This is a genomic window from Mesorhizobium dulcispinae (assembly GCF_033977345.1).
GTDB classification, from domain to species: domain Bacteria; phylum Pseudomonadota; class Alphaproteobacteria; order Rhizobiales; family Rhizobiaceae; genus Mesorhizobium; species Mesorhizobium dulcispinae.
In genome coordinates this window covers 232467-253876 of the sequence record NZ_JAVIIY010000002.1, presented here as the reverse complement: position 1 = coordinate 253876, position 21410 = coordinate 232467, and the positions used below count along the sequence as shown (strand labels likewise).

Sequence of the window (21410 nt, the reverse complement as noted above, 5' to 3'; positions counted from 1 at the left end):
TCTCTGAATTAAGCCTTGGAGCTTCCCGTCTTTTTTATTGTCGTCAACGATCCGGAACGAATGGCTGCCCCAACGAAGCCGGCGTGTTCATCATCGTCAGCCGCTTGTTGCGCGAGATTAGAACGAGAACCACGATGGTTGCCAGATAGGGCAGCGAAGAAAGCAGTTGGGATGGGAACGATTTTATGAAGGCGATAACTTGGTAGATCACCCACGGTGCATTGACGAAGTCCTGAAGGTTGATTGCTTGCACGTGAAGCTGTCCAACCCAGATGGCGCCGAAGATGTAGGCGCCTGCCAGCACCCTCCACGGACGCCAGGAAGCGAAGACGACCAACGCCAACGCGATCCAGCCGCGTCCCGCGCTCATGTTCTCGACCCATTGCGGCGTGTAGACCAGCGACAGATGTCCGCCGGCGAGACCGGCACAGGCGCCGCCGAAGATCACCGCAAGATAGCGGTAGCGGATGACCTTGATGCCCAGCGCATGCGCCGACGAGTGGCTGTCGCCGATCGAGCGGAGCGTAAGGCCGGTACGCGTCTTGAACAGGAACCACATCACCGCGGCAGTGAGCGCGATCGAGATGTAAAACACCGGATCCTGGCCGAAGATCAGCTTGCCGACGACCGGGGTCGAGCTGAGGCCAGGGATGTCGAGGTTCGGCAGCCTGCCGCCCGGCTGGCCGACGAAGCTGGTGCCGATCATGCCGGAGAGACCGAGGCCGAGCAGCGTAAGCGACAGGCCGGTCGCCACCTGGTTGGTAGCCAGGGACAGCGTCATGACGGCGAAGAGCAGCGAGAACAGCGCGCCGACGATGATCGCGGCAAGCAGGCCGATCCAGGGCGATCCGGTGAGATAGCCGGCGCCGAAGCCGCCGACGGCGCCCATGATCATCATGCCTTCGACGCCGAGGTTGAGCACGCCAGAACGCTCGACCACCAGTTCGCCGATCGCCGCGATCAGGAGGGGCGTCGCCGCGGTGGCGATGGTTAAAAGGATGTTGACGGTGATGTCCATCAGCGTGCCTCCTCCAGCTTGGGCGCTGCCTCGAGTTTCGGCGCGGCAAAGCCGACCAGACGAATGCGGTATTGAATGAGCGTGTCGCAGCCGAGCACGAAGAACAAAAGCATGCCCTGGAACACCTGCGCCATCTTGTCGGAGATGCCGAGCGCGGTCTGCACCGCCTCGCCGCCGAGATAGGTCAGCGCCAGCACCAGGCCTGCGGCGACGATGCCCAGCGGATTGAGCCGTCCGAGGAAGGCGACGATGATGGCGGTGAAGCCATAGCCGGGCGAGATCACCGGCTGCAGCTGGCCGATGGCGCCGGACACTTCCGAGATGCCGGCAAGACCAGCTAATGCGCCGGACAGCAGGAAGGTGAAGAATACCATCTTGTTGAAGCCGAAGCCGGCGAAGCGCCCTGCCCTGGGGCTCGAGCCCAGCACGCGGACCTCGAAACCCTTGAGCATGCGGCTCATCATCAGCCAGATCGCTATCGCCGCGACCAGCGCGAAGACGAAGCCCCAATTGGCGCGCCCGGCATCGGGCATCAGTTCCGGCAGGACGGCCGAATCGCCGAACTGGATGGTCTGCGGGAAGCCGTGGCCCTGCGGGTCGCGCCAGGGTCCGCGCACCAGCCAATCGAGGAATAACCGCGCGACATAGACCAGCATAAGGCTGGTCAGGATCTCGTTGGTGCTGAAGCGGGTCTTGAGCAGCGCCGGGATGGCCGCGTAGAGCGCACCACCGAGCATGCCGAGCAACAGCATCAGCGGCAGCACCAGCGGACCTTCGAAGTCGGGGAACAGCACCGGGACGATCGAGCCGAAGATGCCGCCTAGGATAAACTGTCCCTCGGCCCCGATATTCCAGATGTTGGCCTTGTAGCAAACCGACAGGCCGACCGCGATCAGGATGAGCGGCGCCGCCTTGATCGCCAGTTCATGCAACTGCCAGACCTCGCTGACCGGCTGAATAAAGTAGACATTGAAGGCGTTGAACGGATTGACGCCGAGCAAGGCGAACATGATGGCGCCGGCAATCATCGTCATCGCGAAGGCGATGAAGGGCGAGAGCACCGAAAACAGCGCCGAGCGCTGCGGGCGTTTGACCAGTTCGAGGCGCATCATGCCGTCTCCATGGTGTGTTCGGCGTGGCCGGGCTCGGCACCGCCCATCAGCAAGCCGATCTTTTCGAAGGTGGCTTCGGCGATAGGCAGCGGCGCAGACAATTCGCCGTTGTGCATGACCGCGATCGCGTCCGACAGTTCGAACAACTCGTCGAGGTCCTGGCTGATGACGAGAACCGCCGAGCCGCTGCGGGCAAGCTCGATCAGCGCCTGGCGGATATTGGCGGCAGCACCGGCATCGACACCCCAGGTCGGCTGGTTGACGACCATGACGCTCGGCTTGCGGTCGAGCTCGCGGCCGACGATGAATTTCTGCAGGTTGCCGCCGGAAAGCGCCGCCGCCTCAGGGTCCGGCGCGCTCTTGCGCACGTCCATCGCCGCGATGATGCGTTGGGCGGCGCTGTAGACGGAGGCGTTCTTGACCATGCCGCCGGAGCCGACGAAGGACTTGCCGTCGGTGGCATGGCGCGACAAAAGCAGGTTCTCCGAAAGCTTCATCCGGGGCGCCGCGCCATGGCCGAGGCGTTCCTCCGGCACGAAGGCGGCGCCCATCAGCCGACGGCCCGTGATCGAGAGCGCGCCGGCATCCTTGCCGCGGATGCGCACCGAACCGGGATCCTGCTGCAGCACCTCGCCGGAGACGGCTTCGAAGAACTCGCCCTGGCCGTTGCCGGCGACACCGGCGATGCCGATCACCTCGCCAGCGCGCACGGAAAGATTGACGTTCTTGAGCGGAATGGCGAAAGGCGTTGCCGGCTTGCGGGTAAGGCCGCGGATTTCGAGCAGCGCCGGCGCGGTCTCGATGCCTTCGGCCGGCGCGCGCACCACCGCCTTGACCTCGTTGCCGACCATCATGCGGGCAAGCGATGCGGCCGTCTCCTGGCGCGGATTGCAGTGGCCGACCACCTTGCCGTGGCGCAGCACGGTGGCGCGGTCGCAGATGCGTTTGACCTCCTCCAGCCGGTGCGAGATGTAGAGGATCGACTTGCCTTCAGCGCGAAGCCGCTCCAGCGTCTCGAACAGCTTGTCGGCTTCCTGCGGCGTCAGCACCGAGGTCGGCTCGTCGAGGATGATGAGCTGCGGCGTCTGCAAGAGGCAGCGGATGATCTCGATGCGCTGACGTTCGCCGACGGAAAGATCGCCGACCAGCGATTCCGGATCGAGCGGCAGGCCGTAGCTGTAGGAGAGCGCCCGCGCCTTCGCCGCAATGGTGCTGATCGGCGAGCCGTCGTTCAGCGAGAGCGCGATGTTCTCGGCCGCCGTCAGCGCCTCGAACAGCGAGAAATGCTGGAAGACCATGCCGATGCCGAGCTTCTTGGCGACACCGGGGCTGGTGATCCTGACGGCCTTGCCGTCCCAGAAAATCTCGCCCGAGTTGGGTTCCAGCGAACCGAACAGCATCTTGACCAGCGTCGACTTGCCGGCGCCGTTCTCGCCGAGCAGCGCGTGGATCTCGCCCTTGGCGATGTTGAGGTCGATATGATCGCACGCCGTCAGCGTGCCGAAAATCTTCGTAAGGCCACGAACCTCGAGCAGGTTCGCCCTGTCATGATTTGCACTCACAGTGCCTCCCATCCAGTTACCCGGATATGTTCTGTGTTCCCGCAAGCATGGTATGCGCGGCCGGCTCCCGCCGGAAAGCGGCACCCAACTTGAAAGAGCTTCAAGAATTCCAGCGGAAACTCAAGACCTAAGATAGACCTATTGAGAGTGCAGAAAAGACTGTTTGGCATTTCGGCCAAACTCGTGCCTTTGCGCGCGGCAAGGCGCTGAAAAACAAGGCAGCCGGCTCAAAGCATGTCTCCCGAAAGTAGGAACCGGTTTCGGGATAAAGACATGCTTGAAATCAAAAACTAAAGCGCATGGAGCGAATCTGAAAGATCGCGACGCGCTCTAGGGGATGAGGATGGTTGTGCCGGTCGTCTTGCGGCCCTCAAGATCGGACTGCGCCTTGGCCGCGTCCTTCAGCGCATAGCGCTGGTTGATCTTGATCTCGACGGCGCCGCTCAGCACCACATCGAAGAGCGCCTCAGCCGACGCCACCAGATCCTCTCGCCTGGCGTTGTAGACGAAGATCGTCGGTCGGGTTGCGAAGAGCGAGCCCTTCTGCGCCAGAAGCGACATCGAGAAGGGCGGGATCGGCCCCGACGACTGGCCGAAGCTGACGAACATGCCGAGCGGCCTCAGGCAATCGAGCGAAGCGGGAAACGTGTCGTTGCCGACGGAATCGTAGACGACATCGCATTTCCGGCCGCCTGTGATGGCCGCGACGCCGGCGACGAAATCCTGCTCCTTGTAATTGATGACATGGTCGAAACCATGCGCTTTGGCGAGCTCGATCTTGTCGGCGGAGCTCGCCGTGCCGATCACGGTTGCGCCGAGATGCTTCGCCCATTGGCCGAGGATCAGGCCGACGCCGCCGGCTGCGGCATGGTAGAGGATCGTGTCGCCGGCCTTCACTTTATAAGTGCGGCGCAGCAGATATTCCGCCGTCATGCCTTTCAGCATCATGGCGGCCGCCTGCTCGTTGCTGATCCCGTCAGGCACCTTCACCACGCGGTCGGCGGCGATCACGCGTTCCTCGGAATAAGCGCCGACATTGACGGCATAGGCGATGCGGTCGCCGGGCTTCAGCCAATCGACGCCGGCGCCGACGGCCAGAACCACGCCAGCCGCCTCGCCGCCCGGGATCAGCGGGAACCCGCCGGGCGGCGGATAGAGACCCGAGCGGTGATAGACGTCGATGAAGTTGAGGCCGATCGCGGTGTGCCTCATCAGGATCTGCCCGGCGCCCGGCTGGCCGGGATCGGTATCCTCATAGGTCAGGACCTCGGGGCCGCCATGGGCGTGAATGCGGATTGCCTTGGACATCGCTCGACTTTCTCGGGAAGGGACGGAAGCTAGATCTAGGGTCAGGATTTCTTGGCGCCAAGATTGGGGAACATCTGCATGATGCCCCCGATGCAGGCGAGATAGAGCCCAGTCACCGTAATGCCGGCCTTGGTGAAGATACTGACCTGCTCGCTCAGAACCCCGATCTTGTCATAGAACGAAGCAAGTGCGGCCTGGGCCAATGCAAGCGCGCCGAAGGCGCACCATAGCAGCGTCATGCCGAGATTGATCGGCCTCAGCCGCACGACCCGTACCGGATGGATGAAGTTGATCGGCAGGAAAGTGAGGACGCCAGCGACCACGACCACGGCGAAGGAAACCCATTGCCCAGGCTCGATGATGAAGAGCGTGAACACCACCATGTTCCAGACGACCGGGAACCCCTTGAAGAAGTTCTCCTTCGTCTTCATGCCGGTGTCGGCATAATAGATCGCGCTGGAGACCACGATGATGGCCGCCGACAGGAACGACAACCTCTCGCCCATCAAGCCGCGCTGGTAGAGCGCGAAGGCCGGAATGAGCACGTAGGTCACGTAGTCGATGATGTTGTCGAGGAGCTCGCCCGACCATGTCGGCAGGATCTCCTTGACCTCGAGCTTCCTGGCGATCGGGCCGTCGATGCCGTCGACAAAAAGCGCCAGCCCCAGCCACCAGAACATCGCCGTCCAGCGCTCCTCGCTGGCCGCGACCAGCGACAGAAAGGCGAGGAACGACCCGGACGCGGTGAGCAGGTGCACGGAAAAAGCGCGCGCCTGCGGCCACGTCACTTTCTTCTTCGGCAGCGGTATGTGCTCCGCGATCTTCTTGGCCGCTTTCCGGGCCGCTGTGTTCTTGCTCACGGGCCTCGCCAATCCAGCTTGCAGATTTCGGCCGAACGGCCGGCGAAATTCCAGTTGCGGCCGAAGGCGCGCATCTTGCTCTTGTCGGATTTCGCCACGATGATTTCCGGCGCGATCCAGTATTCGGAATTGGTGATGACGGTGTCCTTCTCGCGGTCCTTGCCGGGTATCGGCGTCACCGCGCCGTCGATGATCTTCGGTATCTGGAATATACGCGTCCTGTCACGCGTCTCATAGGTGATCGGCACCTGCTCGACGCCGAGGAATTTGCCGACCAGGATCGACAGCAGCGATGTGGTGCCGCCGGCTTTGCCGGTGAAGATCTTGGTCAGCGCCTTCACCGCATAGACCGAGGCGCGCTTGTCGATGAACAGGCCGGCGGTCCAGTTGCCGCGGCTCATATAGCCGGGGATTTCCATGATCAGGCCGAGATTGAGGCCGGAAAGGTCGACCTCGCCGAAATGGCCGGCATCGATGCGGAATCCAGCCCAGGTCTGGCAATAGCCCTCGGTCGGCGGGTGGCTGCCGAGCGACAGCACGCAAGGGCAGAAAACCGTGCAATTGCAGGAGAGCACCAGCTCTCCCTTCATCGCCCAGCTTTGGTCGGTCATCGAATTCTCCCCTTACGCGGAAACTAATAGCAGGGCAGCGGCCCAGACAAGCAGTATCGCACCGGCAACCCGGCTGACCACCCTGCCGGCGGTCTGTTTTTCGATCAAAGTGAACAGGCCGATCAGCGCCATCCAGAAGATGTTCATGGCACCAACGGCAAACATCACCAGCATCAGCGCCCAGCAGCAGCCGAGGCACCAGACGCCCTGCTCCATCCCGAGGTGAAAGATGCGGCCCGGTTTCGCGCTCCAGTTGGCGAACAGGATCGAGAACGGGTTCCGGCATTTCTTCAGGCATGCCTGCTTCAAGCCACTGAACTGATAGAGGCCGGCGATCGTGAGTGCCCCGGCCCCGGCAAACCCGACGACGGGATCGAGCATCCGCCCCGAGGCGGCAAAGCCATAGACCGCGAGCGTCAGCGCGGCAAAAGCCGCCGAGGCGGCAAGCCAGGTCGCAAGGTATCCCGCCACCAGAACCAGCGGATGGACGACGGACTCGCCCTTGACCCGGGCGGTATCGGCAATCTCGCAATAGGTGCGGATCATAGGCGCCGCCGAAGGCAGCATCGCCGCCACCGCCATCAGGAACCACATCAGGACGAGCGCCGGCGCCTGTACACCCACCGAGCCTGAGAGCGGTGCCGGCGCAAGGCACAAAGCGAAAAAGCGATCGAGGAAATCCGGCAGCGGCAATCGCGGCAGGTCTTTGAGCAGCGCATCGCCCGGAGCACCGCCGGCGAGGCGGCTTTCGGCGCCGCGAATCGCCATGGCCGCGAGGACGAACCAGGCCAGCGCGATGCCCGCGCCAATGGTGAGCGTCACGGCAAGGCGCGGGCTGCGCGCGAGTCCCGCCGTGGCGCGGCCGGCGCGATCGAGATGGCTGAAATCGTGCTCCTTGCCGGTCATGGCAATCGAATGGGCCGAATCGCCGCGTTGATCAACCCCGCCGACCTGCCCTATATCGCATAGAGGCCGATGGCCGCCCATCATCGTGGAAGCCTGGCGTGGAGCAGAACGACAAAGCCCGCATATTGGTTGCCGGCAGCGGCCCGGCCGGACTGATCGCGGCACTCGGCTTCGCCGAGGCAGGCTTTGCCGTGACATTGGCCGGCCCCGAGGCCACGACCAGCGATGGCCGCACCACCGCTCTCATGAACCCTGCCCTCAAGGTGCTCGACCGGCTGGGCGTGCTGGACGAGCTAAGGCCGCAGGCCGCGCCGCTGAAAGTGATGCGCATCGTCGACGCGACGCGCCGGCTGATCCGCAGCCCGACCGTCACCTTCCGCGCCAGCGAGATCGGCGAGGAGCAGTTCGGACTCAATCTGCCCAACAAGGTCCTGATCGCGGCATTAGCCAAGGCTGTTGCCGCTCATGCCGGCATCGAGTGGCGAAAGTCGATGGTCGATACGTGGCGGCTCGAGGCCGACAAGGCGCATGCCATACTTGGCGACGGCAGCGAGATCTCCGCGTTGCTGGCGGTCGCCGCCGACGGTCGCCTGTCGCCGGCACGCGACGCAGCCGGCATCAAAGCCTCCGCTCGCCCCTATCCTCAGTCAGCGCTCGTTCTCAATTTCAGCCATCGCAGCGAGCATGGCTTCATCTCGACCGAATTCCACACCGAGACCGGGCCGTTCACGCAGGTGCCGCTGCCGGGCAGGCGTTCCAGCCTGGTCTGGGTGGTAAAGCCGGAAACCGCGCAGGAACTCGCGGCGCTCGACGACGCCACGCTCTCCGTCCGTGTCGAGGAACAGATGCAGTCGATGCTCGGCCGCGTTTCGGTCGAGCCCGGCCGCCAGGTCTACCCGCTGTCGGCGGCCTCGCCCGGCCGCTTCGCGCAAAACCGTGTGGCGCTGGTCGGCGAAGCGGCGCATGTTTTCCCGCCAATCGGAGCGCAGGGCCTCAATCTCGGCATCAGGGATATCGACGATCTGGTTGGAATCGCCAGCGAAAACCGCGACGATCCTGGGTCAAGGCTGAGCCTCGCCGCCTATGATACGAGGCGCCGTCCCGACATCCTGGCGCGCAGCAGCGCGGTGAACCTGCTCAACATGTCGCTGCTGTCGGACATGCTGCCGGCGCAGCTGGCGCGCAGCGCCGGCCTCAACGTGCTGGGCAGCTTCGCGCCGCTGCGCGCCTTCTTCATGCGCGAAGGCCTGCGGCCGGGCAGCGGTTTTCGCGCGCTCGCCGGCGGCTTCAGGAAACAGGCCGCGCGCTAAGGCGATACATTTGGACTTCGCGGTTTCCAGTCGCGAAACCATTGCGTTTGCCGGTTCGTAGCTTGGCTATAAGGCAGCGCTGCGGCATTGAATTGGGGCAACGTCTGCGCCAATGGTACCAAGCCGAAAGTCGGGGTCGTTTTTTGGCTGCGCGACGTGTAAATTCAAGACCTTAGGCGCCCTGCGCGCAAGCCACTGACGGCGCCTCGGGTCCAGCGCATGACCCCGAAAATCGGAATCGATTTTCGGAAAGGATCATGCGCAAAGCAAAGCGCTACAGCGTCCTTTGCGCGTCCAAAAGGACGCGCGGCGCTGTAGATGGTGAATGCGATGAAAACGGCCAAATTCGCGATCGGACAGGTGGTTCGCCACCGGCTGTTTCCCTTCCGCGGCGTGATCTTCGACGTCGATCCGCAATTCGCCAACACCGAAGAATGGTATGAAGCGATCCCAGCGGATATGCGTCCGCGCAAGGACCAGCCTTTCTATCACCTTCTCGCAGAGAATTCCGAGACCGAGTACATCGCCTACGTGTCCGAGCAGAACCTGCTCGAGGACCGGTCGGGCGAGCCGGTGCGGCATCCGCAGATCGGCGAGATGTTCGACAAGCTGCCCGACGGGCGCTACGAGCCGAAACGCCATTCGAAGCACTGACGGCCGGACGGGCGGCAACAAAAAAGCGGGGCGCATGCCCCGCTTTTTTGTGTGCTGGAGAAAACGCTCCGGCGATCAGTTGGCGGTCTTCGCCTTGTCCTGCTCTTCCTTGAGCTTCTTGGCGAAGTCCTGGTTGTTCTTGGCGACGAAGTCCTGCAGCTTCTTCTGCCGGTCCTCGATGTCGGACTGCTGCAGCGGCGGGCCGTCATAGGCGCCGCTGAAGCCGGTCAGCGCGACCTTGATCGGGTTCGGCTGGTTCTGGAAGTTGATCGAAGTGAGGCTGATCGCCTGGCCCTTCTTGAAGGACGCGACGAGTTGGTCGCTCAGCGGCACTTCGGCCACGCAACGATCAGGGAAGCAGATCACATAGTCGAGCTTCTGCGCCTTGCCGCCGTCGATCTGCAGGCCGATGCCTGGGGGAATGAGGCGGCCGGTCGGCACCGTCACCTGGAACACCTTGCGGTTCACCTTGCCCTTGAGCTCGATCAGGCTGACGCCGGTGACGAGCTGGCCGTTGCCGGCGGTGACGATGTTCTGCACGTTGCAGATGTCGACGTCTTCCTGCTTGGTGCAGGCCTTGAACCAGCCTTGCGGAATCTGCGGCTGCTGCTGCGCCGAGGCGGTGAAAAGCCCGGCGCCCAGAACGCCGACCACGCCTGCGGCCAGCACCGAAAGGCGATACGCGTTGCTCGTCATATGGTGCACTTTCCTCTCAAATGATCCCGGGGAACCGGCTTCTTCGTGCCGCGTGGTCCCGCTACCTGTTGCCCAAATGAGGCAACAGCATGACTTCGGAGCGCGTGTTACACTGCCAGCGACGCCGAATCCAGCCCGGTTTCCGCGATTTCTTCCTGGTTTCTCCTCCCTGGACGAGCCTCGATCGGCGATGCATTGGTTGAACCCATTTCCACCGGCGCGCGCCGATTCAATCGGCGGGCGAAATGCTCTAGGGTGCGTGCCGAATCACAAAACCGCCCGGCAAGGAGACGGTCATGGACCGCGTTCTCGTTCGGCTGATTGCCGCGACCTCGTTACTGGCCCTCTCGCTGCTTCCGGCCTTGTCGGAACCGAAGCACGGCATCGCCATGCAGGGCGAGCCGGCGCTGCCTGCCGACTATTCGCATTTCGACTACGTCAATCCCGATGCGCCGAAGGGCGGCAGCGTCACCTATTGCGTCGTCGGCAGTTTCGACAATCTCAATCCCTTCATCCTGAAGAGCCTGCGCACCACAGCGCGCGGCATGATCGACACGGTCTACGGCAACCTTGTCTTCGAGCCGCTGATGCAGCGCAATTACAACGAGCCGTTCAGCCTCTACGGCCTGCTCGCCGACAGCGCCGACATGGATCCCGAGCGCAAGAGCATCGAGTTCCATCTCAATCCCAAGGCCAAATGGTCGGACGGCCAGCCGGTGACGCCGGAGGACGTGCTGTTCACCTACGATGTCTTCACCGACAAGGGCCGCCCACCCTACAGCGATCGCATGAGCATGATCGCCAAGCTGGAAAAGACCGGCGACCACAGCGTGAAGTTTACCTTCAACGACAAGGCCAATCGCGAATTCCCGCTGATCATCGCGCTGACGCCGATCATCCCGAAGCACGCCTTCGACAAGGACACCTTCGACAAGACCACGCTGAAGCCGCTGGTCGGCAGCGGCCCCTATACCGTGGACAAGGTACAGCCCGGACAGCGCATCGTCTTTAAGCGCAATCCCGATTACTGGGGCAAGGATGTCCCCTCGAAGCGCGGCTTCGACAATTTCGATCAGATCACCATCGAGTATTTTCTCAACGCCAACGCCAAGACGGAGGCGTTCAAGAAGGGCATCTGCGCGCTCGACGACGAGACCGATCCGGTCAAGCGCGACCGCGATATCGACTTCCCGGCGTTCCGCAAGGGTGAGGTGAAGCAGGAATTTTTCGACACCGGCATCCCGCCCGTGGTGACGGGCTTCCTGTTCAACACCAGGCTGCTGAAGTTTTCCAATCCGGTCGTGCGGCGCGCGCTCGGCATGCTCTACGACTTCGAGTGGGCGAACAAGAACCTGTTCGCCGGGAAGTTCAACCGCACCATGAGCTTTTGGCAGAACTCCGAGCTGTCCGCGCTCGGCCATCAGGCTGACGACCGCGAGAAGGCGCTGCTTGCCCCTTACCCCGGCCGCGTGCCAGCCGAGGTGATGGACGGCACCTGGCGGCCGCCGGTCACCGACGGCTCCGGCCAGGATCGCAAGGTGCTGCGGGCAGCCTTCGAGCTCCTGAAAGGTGCCGGCTATCACGTGGAGGATGGGCGGATGCTCGATCCTGAAGGCAATCCCTTCGGCTTCGAGATCATGACGTCGTCGCAGGACGAGGAGCGGCTTGCGGCCCTCTATCAGCGCACGCTGGAGAAGATCGGCATCGATGTCACCATCCGCAGCCTCGACGGCGACCAGATCCAGTCGCGCAAGCAGCGGTTCGACTTCGAAGTCCTGATCGGCACAAGCGGCTTCAACAATTCGCTGTCGCCCGGCAGCGAGCAGGTCGGGCGCTGGGGATCGGTTGCCGCCAGGCAGGAAGGGTCATTCAATCTCGCCGGTGTTGCCGATCCCGCCGTCGACGCGGCGATCAAAGCGATGCTGAACGCCCGCGCCAAGGAAGACTATGTCGCTGCGGTGCGCGTTCTCGACCGGCTGCTGATCTCCGGCAACTACATCGTCCCCATGCAATACAACACGCAGCAGTGGCTCGCTTACTGGAGCTACCTGGAACATCCGCAAAAGACCCCCATATTCGGCTATCAGCTGCCGACATGGTGGCGAAAGCCCAACTGACGAAACCCTGCCCGACACGGATCAAGCAAGGAGACGAGTATGAGCGCCGAGAACTCCATCACCGTCGATGTGGTGTCCGACGTCGTCTGCCCCTGGTGCTTCATCGGCCAGAAGCGGCTGGATACGGCGATTGCCGCCGTCGGCGATGTCGACGTGCACGTGCGCTGGCGGCCCTTCCAGCTCGATCCGACCATCCCGCAAGGCGGCATGGATCGCCGCGAATACATGCTGGGCAAGTTCGGCAGCGAGGAGCGCATCCGTCAGATCCATGCGCGCATAGAACCGCTCGGCGAGGCGGAAGGTATCCGTTTCGCCTTCGGCGCCATCAAGGTCGCGGCCAACACGCTGGACGCGCACCGCGCCATACGCTGGGCGGGTGCGGCCGGCGAGGACGTGCAGAACCGGCTGGTGCGCCGGCTCTTCCAGCTGAATTTCGAGGAAGGCGCCAATCTCGGCGACCATGCCGTGCTGGTCGAGGCGGCCCGCGAGGCCGGCATGGACGCTTCGGTGGTCGAGACGCTGCTGCCCACCGACGCCGATGTCGAGGCCGTGCGCAACGAGATCGCCACCGCCTCGCGCATGGGCATCACCGGCGTGCCTTGCTTCCTGCTCGAAGGCAAATATGCCGTGATGGGCGCGCAAGACGCCGACACGCTTGCCGACGCCATCCGCCAAGTCGCCCAGGCCAAGGCACGCGGCGAATTGGAAACGGCGGGCTAAAGCAATTCCAGAAAAAGTGTGAAACGGTTTTCCGTCCGGAATTGCGTTAAAACAGCGCTCCTATTTTACCGTCACCCTCGCCTTGCTGACGAAGAAACCGTGGCCGCTGCTGCTCGTGCAGGTCAATCCTTTCGTCGAAGAGAGGCAAGTGAATGACCCCTTGCTCCAGCTGTTGCCGTAGCCAAGCTTGGTGGCGTCACTGCAGCAGCCCTGCTCGCCGGGGTTCTTGATAAGCGTCGCCGGTCCCTTCGGCCCCAGGATCACCGTTACATAGCTCGGCTCGACACGGGAACAGGAAAGCTCTGGTCCGCCGTCCCGCGGCTGGTAGGTGCTGGTGCCGCCTTTCGGCGTGTAGATGCAGCCGATTGCCGGCATGTGCCTGCGGCAGCCAGGCGAAGGCCGCGAGCACCGCGGCTGAAAATATGCGTGCAGACATTCCGATCCCCCTCGATGCGAGCCAAATCGCTGCTGAGAGTCCATCCCGAGGGGCAAGAATTGTCAAATGCCGTTCGGCCGCGCGGCGGTGGCGACAGGAAAAACCAATGCCGTCGCCGAGTTCATTCCCGAGCGTTCACGAGCTTCGCGAGGGGGGATCGGACAAGCCGGAAAGAGGATGAAGGCACGACGCTTTTCAGCCTTTTTCGATCGTTGCCGGTCGTGAAACCGCCCGGCCCGCACGGCATTTTCGTTCACGAAACCGTGTTTTCACTTTCCCTAAGGGAAAGCTGGCGCCATCCTTGAAATGCCCACTCAACCCGCTGGAATAAAACACAAAATTCGCACCCGAGGTGTCCCTCTCGCGGCTCCGTTCTGTTGCCCTCATGCCACGGCGGGTAACCCTGTTCACATTCGGGGGCAGAAAATTAATGGAAAATGATCAATTGGTGTTACCATATGTAACAAAACAAGAAAGGTTTGGGCGGGATCGTGATTCGGGTCGGTAGACCGCGACGTACAGTACCGGAGCAAACATTCAGCGAGGCGGCAAGGCCCTCGTACCTGACGCCGGTATCGTCGATGCGTACATTCTGGGGGCTGATGCGAGCCTACTGGTTCTCCGACCGGTGGAAGGAAGCCTGGACCCTCACCCTCGTCATCGCGCTGCTGACGGCGCTCTCCAGCAAGGCCGGCGTGTGGTTTGCCATGGCATCGGGCGAGCTGGTCAATTCGATCGCCTTCTTCCACGACGCAGCCAACACCAATCCGCTGCAGTCGCTTCTGACCAATGCCGGCATATTGATGCTGCTGGTGGTGCTCAAGGACGCCGGTTTCACCGGCGTGCGCAATCTCGTCTCCGCCACATTGCATCGCAAATGGCGTGGCTGGCTGAACAACCAGTTCAACCAGGCGCTGCTCGACGGCAACCATACCCATTTCCATGCTCAGCACGGCTCGGTAGCCGGCGGTATCGTCGCTCCCGACAACATCGACCAGCGCATCCAGGAATCGATCAAGGACATGACCGGCGGCGCGATCGGCCTCGCCATGGGCGTGCTGGGCGTCGCGACCTCGCTCTATTTCGTCGGCGAGAATCTCATTGGGGCCTCCGTGGAGGTCAAAGGGCTGGAGTTTCTCGGCGGCTATGGCAGCGCCGTGCTCGCCTTCCTGGCGGTCGCCACCTACGTGCCGCTCAACACCTGGATCGCGGTGAAGCTCGGCGGACTGCTCGAACGTCTCAACATCCGCATGCAGCAGGCCGAGGGCAGCTATCGCGGCGAATTGACGACCTTCCTGCGCCGCAGCTTCCATGTTGCCGCCTCGCACGGCGAGGATGTGCAGAAGGCAATGCACGACAAGCTCTACGTCGACATCGACAAGACATGGGGTCGGCTGAACGTCGTCAACACCAGCTACATGTCGTTCGAGCTGATCTACAATTTCATCGGCGCCCGCATCGTCTCTTACGGCCCCGGTCTCGTGCCGTTCATCCACAACGGCTTCGACCTCAAAGGCTACATAACCGGCTCGGAAATGGTCGCGCAGCTGATCAGCCAATGTTCGTGGTTCATCCATGTGATGCCCGCGATCGCCACGCTCAGAGCCAACAGCCAGCGCGTGACCGAGCTCGCCAACGCCATCGAGAATGTCCAGCAGCCGCAGGAGTTCTATCGCCAGACCGGCCGCTCCGACTTCAGCTATGCCACGCAGAATCCGGTGTTCGGCCTGACCATCCAGAAGCTCGAGCTGGCGCACCAGGGCGAGGACGCAACGCCCTTCCTCAGCGCCGCCAACCTGCGCTTCCGTCGTGGCGAATGGACCTTCCTCAAGGGTGAGTCCGGTTGCGGCAAGACCTCGCTGATCAAGGCGATCAACGGCCTGTGGCCCTATGGCCGCGGCACTATCGTGTTCCCGGAAGGGGTGACGAGCTTCTATGCCGCCCAGGAGGTCAAGCTGCAGCAGGTTTCGCTGAAGCAGCTAGTCTGCCTGCCGGGGTCGGAAAACGAGCACAGCGACATGCAGGTGGCGGCGGCGCTGCACAAGGCGGGCCTCGGCGAATTCATCGGGCACCTGACCGATGAGACCCGCGAGGGCAAGATCTGGGATCAGGTCCTGTCCGGCGGCCAGAAGCAGAAGCTGGTGGTCGCCCGCATCATCCTTCGGCAGCCCGGGCTGCTGTTCCTCGACGAGGCAACCGGCGCGCTCGATCCCGAGGGCAAGATCGCCTTCCATGAAGCCATCAAGGCCAATTGCCCCCATGTGACGGTGATCAGCGTGATGCACGAGGCCGTGCCGCCGCGCTCGCTCTCCGGGGAGGAGTTCTACCACAGCGTCGTCGCGATCACCGACGGCGTCGCGACCAAGAAGCCTCTCGCCCCAAGCCTGCCGCGCGAGCTCACGACCATCCTCGCGCAGCAGCCTCGGCCGGCCGAGGACAGATGGCTGCGCTTCCGGCGGCTGAAGCAGAAATAGCAGTCATACCAAGCCTTTGTGCGGTCCGCTGGTGGCGGCACCGGCCGTGATCGATCACAGTCTCGCGATCCGGCATCCGTTCGCTTACTTTCAGCGCTCTCCACGATTGACTCGGCAAGACGCGCACTTATGTTGCGCCCGCTCGCAGCACTCTAACCCGCGAGCAGAAAGGTCAACCCGCCATGCCTGGCGACAGTCGCAGTCGAACGCAACCGCCGTCCGCCTTGACGTGACCTGACGGCTCACGTCCTGCCGGACGGCAAGGAGTGAGCCATGAACGAATTCGTACCCGTATTGGACGACGAAGCGATCGCCGTCGCCCGTGTTCTTGCCAACGATCACGTCGCCGACGTCGTCGAAGCCCTCAACCGCGAACCCCGTGAGACGGCCATCGAGCTGCTCTGCGCGGTTCCGTTCGAGCGGCTGGTCGAAATCTTCGACCAGCCGGAGCTCGAAAGCGCGCCTGAGCTCGCCGAAGCCCTGCCGCGCGCCAAGGCGGGCAAGCTGTTGACCGCCATGTCGGTCGACCGCGCCGCCGACATTCTGCGCGAGCTCGACGAGCCTGCGCGTTCGGAATTGCTTGGCGCGCTTGCTCCGTCGCTGCGCGCAACGCTGCTCTCCATTCTCGGCTATCCCGAAGAGAGCGCCGCCTCGATCATGACGACGGAGTTCGTCAGCGTGCCGTCGGACTGGACCGTCGGCCGCACGCTCGACTACATCCGCAAGGTCGAGCGCACCCGCGAGACCGTCTATGCCATCTACATCACCGATCCGGAGACGCAGCTCCTGCTGCGGGCGACGGGTCTGCGCAGGCTGATCACCGGCGAGCCGGAGGACTCGATCCTGTCCGTGGCGCCGGACCGCATGCCGGTGACGGTCACGCCGCTGACCGATCGCGAAACGCTGGCGCAGACGATCTCCAAATACGACCTGCTCGCCGTGCCGGTTGTGGATCACGGCAAGATCCTCGGCATCGTCACCATCGACGACATCATCGACACCATGGTCGAGGAAACGACCGAGCACGTGCATCGTTTCGGCGGCATGGAGGCGCTGGACGAGCCCTATATGAAGATGGGCTTCCTCGCCATGATCCAGAAGCGGGCCGGATGGCTCTGCGCGCTGTTCCTCAGCGAGATGCTGACGGCGAACGCCATGCAGAGCTATGAAGGCGAGCTGGAGAAGGCGATCGTGCTCACCCTCTTCATCCCGCTGATCATGAGCTCGGGTGGCAATTCCGGCTCGCAGGCCACCTCGCTGGTGATCCGCGCGCTGGCGCTGCGCGAGATCGGCCTGCGCGACTGGTGGCGGGTGGCGCTGCGCGAGCTGCCGACCGGGCTGGTGCTCGGCTCCATCCTCGGCATGGTCGGCATCTGCCGCATCGCGCTCTGGCAATATTTCGGCTTCCACGACTACGGCCCGCACTGGATGCTGATCGCGGCGACCGTGGGCGCGGCGCTGATCGGCATCGTCACCTTCGGCTCGCTGTCGGGCTCGATGCTGCCTTTCGCGTTGAAGCGCATCGGCTTCGATCCGGCCAGCGCCTCGGCGCCGTTCGTCGCCACGCTCGTCGACGTCACGGGGCTGGTCATCTACTTCTCGGTGGCGCTGGTGATCCTGCGCGGCACCTTGCTCTAACCAATAACTTCACCGCCGCGGGTATCGCCGGCGGCGCGCTTCTCGACTTGGCCTTAAACCCGCTCGCCGTCCTTCACGCGGTAGGTCGGCTTATACATGGTGACGAGCTCCTCCGCCGCGGTCGGATGGACGGCCATGGTGCGGTCGAAATCCTCCTTGGTCAGCCCTGCCTTCAGCGGAATGCCGAGAAGCTGCGCCATCTCGCCGGCGTCCGGCCCCAGAATGTGGGCGCCGAGCACCTTTCTCGTGGCGCCGTCGACTACCAGCTTCATCAGCATCTTCTCGTCGCGGCCCGAAAGCGTGTGCCGCATCGGGCGGAAGGAGGCACGATAGACCTCGATGTCCGGGAACCGCTTGACCGCCTCATCCTCGGACAGGCCGACGGTGCCGATCTCCGGCTGCGAGAACACGGCTGTCGGGATGGTGTCGTGGTCCGGCGATGTCGGGTTGCCCTTGAAGGCGGTCTCGATGAAACACATCGCCTCGTGGATGGCCACCGGCGTCAGTTGCACGCGGTGGGTGACGTCGCCGATCGCCCAGATGTTGTCGATATTGGTGCGGGAATATTTATCGACAACGATCGCGCCGGTCTTGCCGAGTTCCACGCCGACACCTTCAAGCCCCATGTTCTCGGTATTCGGGATGCGGCCGATGGCCAGCATGACCTGGTCGACCGTCAGCGTCTGGCCGCCGGAGAGCAATACGTCCAGCCGGCCGGCCGGGTTCTTGCGCACCCACTCGGAAACCGCGTGGCAGATGATCCTGATCCCCTTCTTCTCCATGGTCTCGTGCAGCGAACGGCGAAGGTCCATGTCGAAACGGCTGAGGATTTCCTGGCCGCGATAGACAAGCGTGGTTTCCACGCCGAGCCCATGGAAAATATTGGCGAATTCGACGGCAATGTAGCCGCCGCCCTCGATCATGATCGCCTTTGGCAGCTCCTTGAGGTCGAAAGCTTCGTTGGAGAAGATGCAATATTCATGGCCGGAAAGCGCCGGATGCGGCGCCGGCCTGCCGCCGGTGGCGATCAGGATCTGGTCGGCGGTGACGGTGCGGTCCTCGGCAGTCAGATAGACGGCGTGCTTGTCCACGAGCACGGCGCGCGAGTGGAAGGCCTCGCCGCCCGCGCCCTCGACATTCTTCTTGTAGATCGCCTCCAGCCTGGCGATCTCCTTGTCCTTGTTGGCGACCAGCGTCGGCCAGTCGAAGCTTGCCTCGGGCACCGTCCAGCCATAGCCGGCGGCATCGGCGAAATGTTCGGGGAACTGGGAGGCATAGACATAGAGCTTCTTCGGCACGCAGCCGCGGATGACGCAGGTGCCGCCGTAGCGATACTCCTCGGCGATGGCGACGCGCTTGCCGAGCGAGGCAGCCACGCGAGCCGCCCTCACCCCGCCGGAGCCGCCGCCGATGACGAAGAGATCGTAGTCGTAACCGGCCATCGGATGGGCTCCTGTAGCATGAGAAGAACGAGCCAGAGGTAGGCTGCCAGGGGCCAAAAGAAAAGCCCGGGAAACCCGGGCTCTTCTGGTCCAGCGGCCGTGACCGGCTGAAGCGATCAGTTCTGCGAATTGTCGGCCGGAGCCGAACCGTCGGCAGGTGCCTGGTTGTCGGCCGGAGCGGAGCCGTCGGCGGGAGCGGTCGCATCCTGCGCGGGCTTGGCCGGAGCCGCGGCCTTGGCTGCGGCGGCAAGCGTTTCACCGACCTGCTGGGCGAGGTCGCGGGCGACGCCGTTCTGCCAGATGTCGGCCGCCTTCACGAGGTCGCGCGTGACCGCCGGGCCGCTATCGAGCAGCTTCTTGCCGGCATCCGAGCTGTAGAACGCGGCGATGTCGTTGAGGTCCTTCTCGGAGAATACCTTGGCGTAGGCAAGCGCCGCCTCCTTCTCGAGGTCGGCGCGCCGCGAAGCGAGGCCGATCGCCTTCTCGGTGACGGTCTTGCCGATCAGTTCCTGCATGTCGGGGTTCTTCTGGATCAGCTGATTCTCAAGCGCGGCCGCCGCCTGCGGCAGGATGTTGTCGAACGGGTCCGTGGCGTGGATAGCCACAACTGCGGCCCGCGCGGCCTTGAGGTGCGATTCGCTGATATCCTGCGAAAACGCCGGCGAGGACAGCGCAAGGACGGCTGAGGCTGCCAGAAGCGTCGAAAGGCGGCGAACCCGTTTATGCAACATCATGGTCGATAGAACTCCCTGGTTTTCGGGCGGCATGGACGGTTTGGATGCCGTCGCCGCCGGCGATGATGGCCGTTGACGCCAGCCCGATGAATAGACCGTGCTCGACAACACCTGGAATGGCGAAGAGAGCATTCGAAAGCGCTCTTGTATCCGGAATGCGGCCAAAAGATGCATCGAGGATAAAGTGGCCGCCGTCTGTAACAAATGGCTGCCCCCCCGTCATCCTCAATGTCACCGGGCCGGCAAGGCCGAGGCTTGCCGCCGCCGCTGCGACCGCGATCTCGGTGGCGCGCAGGCCGAACTTGTTGACCTCGATCGGCAGCGGGAAACGGCCGAGGGTCTCGACCATCTTGGACTGGTCGGCGATCACGATCATGCGCTGGGACGCCGCCGCGACGATCTTTTCGCGCAGGAGCGCCCCGCCGCCGCCCTTGATCAGCGTCAGTGCCGGGTCGATCTCGTCGGCGCCGTCAATGGTGAGGTCGAGCTCGGGCGTTTCCTCCAGCGTCGACAGCGGCACGCCGAGCTCGCGGCAGAGTGCCGCGGTGCGCTCGGACGTGGGCACGCCGATGACGGCAAGCCCGGTCGCGACCTTCTCGGCCAGCAGCCGGACGAACTCGTCGGCGGTCGTGCCGGTGCCGATGCCGAGCCGCATGCCGCTGCCGACATGGGCGAGCGCCGCGCGCGCGGCCTCGACCTTCAACTGCCTTGCATCCATGCCGCTGTTATCCCGATTTCGCTGGTTTGGCGCGCCTCCTAGCATTTTTGCCTGCCCCGTCAAAGGCTCTGCCTGTGGACCGATAGAGGCTGCTTGCTTGACCACCGCGCAGCTTGTATCGGCTGCGGCATTTCAATCGCCGCAGGAATTGACCATGACTCGACCGATCATCGTGTTCGACCTCGACGGGACGCTCATCGACACCGCGCCGGACCTGCTCGACAGCCTCAACCACAGCCTGGCGGCCGGCGAACTTGCGGCAGTCGACGAGACCGGCTTCAGGCGCTTCGTCGGCCATGGCGGCCGCGTCATGATCGAGCGCGCGCATGCGGCGCAGAACAAGGCGCTGGTGGCGGAAGAGCATGACCGGCTGCTGAAGCTTTTCCTCGACCACTACACGATCAACATTCCAGGCAAGTCGCGCCCCTACCCCGGCGTCGTCGCGGCGCTCGACCGCTTGCAGGCCGCCGGCTACATGATGGCGGTCTGCACCAACAAATATGAAGCCAATTCGGTGGCGCTGATCGGCGCGCTCGGCCTGGAAAAGTACTTCGCGGCGATCTGCGGCCAGGACACTTTCGCCTTCCGCAAGCCCGACCCGCGTCACCTGACCGAGACGATCAGGCTGGCCGGCGGCGACCCGCACAACGCCCTGATGGTCGGCGATTCGCAAACCGACATCGACACCGCCAAAGCGGCCGGCATTCCCGTCGTAGCCGTCGATTTCGGCTACACCGACCGCCATGTGCGCGAGTTCGAGCCGACGCTGGTGATCTCGCATTTCGACACGCTGACGCCCGATCTGGCTGAGCGACTGATTGCGGCGGCGCGCTGAGCCTTGGCGCAACGCGATCGGAGCCACGAAATCGATCCCCAAGAGAACGTCGGCACATTGCCTTGACTTCGCGCACCCGCCTCCCTTATATCGCGGCTCGCTTCGGCCTTCGGGCCACAGGCGGGCGATTAGCTCAGCGGGAGAGCACACCCTTCACACGGGTGGGGTCGCAGGTTCAATCCCTGCATCGCCCACCATCCAACTCTCTGATGGAGTTGGATGATCTGGCCTCGACGAACTCCCTGAATGCGCACCAGCG

Annotated in this window: 20 protein-coding genes and 1 tRNA gene; 8 read left to right on the top strand and 13 right to left on the bottom strand. The window is 63.5% G+C overall.

What is annotated here, in order from left to right; translation table 11 throughout:
• Nucleotides 1-43 precede the first annotated feature (43 nt).
• From RFN30_RS05840 to RFN30_RS05810, 7 genes are all read right to left on the bottom strand, one after another.
• The gene (locus RFN30_RS05840; protein ID WP_320261188.1) at nt 44-1018 is read right to left on the bottom strand and encodes an ABC transporter permease; all 975 of its coding nucleotides are present in this window, start codon (nt 1016-1018) and stop codon (nt 44-46) included.
• Entirely contained in the window at nt 1018-2130 is a 1113-nt protein-coding gene (locus tag RFN30_RS05835; protein ID WP_320261187.1) for an ABC transporter permease, read from the bottom strand. The genes RFN30_RS05840 and RFN30_RS05835 overlap by 1 nt, the downstream gene beginning before the upstream one ends.
• Nucleotides 2127-3704, bottom strand: coding sequence for an ABC transporter ATP-binding protein (locus RFN30_RS05830; protein ID WP_320261186.1), 1578 nt, complete (start codon nt 3702-3704; stop codon nt 2127-2129). The genes RFN30_RS05835 and RFN30_RS05830 overlap by 4 nt, the downstream gene beginning before the upstream one ends.
• A 318-nt stretch (nt 3705-4022) precedes the next feature.
• Nucleotides 4023-5000, bottom strand: coding sequence for a quinone oxidoreductase family protein (locus RFN30_RS05825; RefSeq protein WP_320261185.1), 978 nt, complete (start codon nt 4998-5000; stop codon nt 4023-4025).
• 41 nt (nt 5001-5041) lie between these two features.
• A complete protein-coding gene (gene pcsA, locus RFN30_RS05820; RefSeq protein ID WP_320261184.1) occupies nt 5042-5860 on the bottom strand; it encodes a phosphatidylcholine synthase in 819 nt (272 codons plus the stop codon).
• Nucleotides 5857-6471, bottom strand: coding sequence for a DUF1326 domain-containing protein (locus tag RFN30_RS05815; protein WP_320261183.1), 615 nt, complete (start codon nt 6469-6471; stop codon nt 5857-5859). The genes pcsA and RFN30_RS05815 overlap by 4 nt, the downstream gene beginning before the upstream one ends.
• A 12-nt stretch (nt 6472-6483) precedes the next feature.
• On the bottom strand, nt 6484-7377 hold the full coding sequence (locus RFN30_RS05810) for a DUF2182 domain-containing protein (RefSeq protein ID WP_320261182.1): 894 nt from the start codon (nt 7375-7377) through the stop codon (nt 6484-6486).
• 98 nt (nt 7378-7475) lie between these two features.
• Here RFN30_RS05810 and RFN30_RS05805 point away from each other — a divergent pair, with 98 nt between their 5' ends.
• Complete coding sequence (locus tag RFN30_RS05805) at nt 7476-8687, top strand: UbiH/UbiF family hydroxylase (protein WP_320261181.1); 1212 nt, start codon at nt 7476-7478, stop codon at nt 8685-8687.
• Nucleotides 8688-9017: 330 nt separating this feature from the next.
• On the top strand, nt 9018-9341 hold the full coding sequence (gene hspQ, locus RFN30_RS05800; RefSeq protein ID WP_320261180.1) for a heat shock protein HspQ: 324 nt from the start codon (nt 9018-9020) through the stop codon (nt 9339-9341).
• Nucleotides 9342-9416: 75 nt separating this feature from the next.
• On the opposite strand, the gene RFN30_RS05795 is transcribed toward hspQ, so the two are convergent.
• Nucleotides 9417-10037 carry an invasion associated locus B family protein gene (locus RFN30_RS05795; protein WP_430694627.1) on the bottom strand — a complete coding sequence of 207 codons (621 nt, stop codon included), beginning with the start codon at nt 10035-10037 and terminating at the stop codon, nt 9417-9419.
• A gap of 296 nt (nt 10038-10333) precedes the next feature.
• Between RFN30_RS05795 and RFN30_RS05790 the strand changes: the two genes are divergently transcribed.
• Nucleotides 10334-12154 carry an extracellular solute-binding protein gene (locus RFN30_RS05790; protein WP_320261178.1) on the top strand — a complete coding sequence of 607 codons (1821 nt, stop codon included), beginning with the start codon at nt 10334-10336 and terminating at the stop codon, nt 12152-12154.
• 39 nt (nt 12155-12193) lie between these two features.
• Nucleotides 12194-12874, top strand: a complete 681-nt coding sequence (locus tag RFN30_RS05785) for a DsbA family oxidoreductase (protein ID WP_320261177.1) — start codon at nt 12194-12196, stop codon at nt 12872-12874.
• Between the two features lie 60 nt (nt 12875-12934).
• Here RFN30_RS05785 and RFN30_RS05780 read toward each other — a convergent pair whose 3' ends face one another.
• Both RFN30_RS05780 and RFN30_RS05775 read right to left on the bottom strand, forming a co-directional pair.
• Nucleotides 12935-13249: a hypothetical protein gene (locus tag RFN30_RS05780; RefSeq protein WP_320261176.1), complete on the bottom strand. Its 315-nt coding sequence runs from the start codon at nt 13247-13249 to the stop codon at nt 12935-12937.
• A gap of 123 nt (nt 13250-13372) precedes the next feature.
• Entirely contained in the window at nt 13373-13567 is a 195-nt protein-coding gene (locus RFN30_RS05775; RefSeq protein ID WP_320261175.1) for a hypothetical protein, read from the bottom strand.
• Between the two features lie 324 nt (nt 13568-13891).
• Between RFN30_RS05775 and RFN30_RS05770 the strand changes: the two genes are divergently transcribed.
• Nucleotides 13892-15784 carry an ABC transporter ATP-binding protein/permease gene (locus RFN30_RS05770; RefSeq protein WP_320261174.1) on the top strand — a complete coding sequence of 631 codons (1893 nt, stop codon included), beginning with the start codon at nt 13892-13894 and terminating at the stop codon, nt 15782-15784.
• Between the two features lie 273 nt (nt 15785-16057).
• Nucleotides 16058-17422 carry a magnesium transporter gene (gene mgtE / locus RFN30_RS05765; protein WP_320261173.1) on the top strand — a complete coding sequence of 455 codons (1365 nt, stop codon included), beginning with the start codon at nt 16058-16060 and terminating at the stop codon, nt 17420-17422.
• A gap of 53 nt (nt 17423-17475) precedes the next feature.
• On the opposite strand, the gene gor is transcribed toward mgtE, so the two are convergent.
• The 3 genes from gor to rpiA form a co-directional block, all read right to left on the bottom strand.
• Nucleotides 17476-18864 (bottom strand): glutathione-disulfide reductase, encoded by a 1389-nt coding sequence (gene gor, locus RFN30_RS05760; protein WP_320261172.1) that lies wholly within the window; start codon nt 18862-18864, stop codon nt 17476-17478.
• 116 nt (nt 18865-18980) lie between these two features.
• A complete protein-coding gene (locus RFN30_RS05755; RefSeq protein WP_320261171.1) occupies nt 18981-19598 on the bottom strand; it encodes a DUF2059 domain-containing protein in 618 nt (205 codons plus the stop codon).
• Entirely contained in the window at nt 19585-20316 is a 732-nt protein-coding gene (gene rpiA / locus RFN30_RS05750) for a ribose-5-phosphate isomerase RpiA (protein WP_320261170.1), read from the bottom strand. Before rpiA ends, RFN30_RS05755 begins: the two co-directional genes overlap by 14 nt.
• 154 nt (nt 20317-20470) lie before the next feature.
• On the opposite strand from rpiA, the gene RFN30_RS05745 reads away from it, so the two are divergent.
• Nucleotides 20471-21151 (top strand): phosphoglycolate phosphatase, encoded by a 681-nt coding sequence (locus RFN30_RS05745; protein WP_320261169.1) that lies wholly within the window; start codon nt 20471-20473, stop codon nt 21149-21151.
• Nucleotides 21152-21273: 122 nt separating this feature from the next.
• Nucleotides 21274-21348: transfer RNA gene (locus tag RFN30_RS05740), tRNA-Val, on the top strand.
• Nucleotides 21349-21410 lie beyond the last annotated feature (62 nt).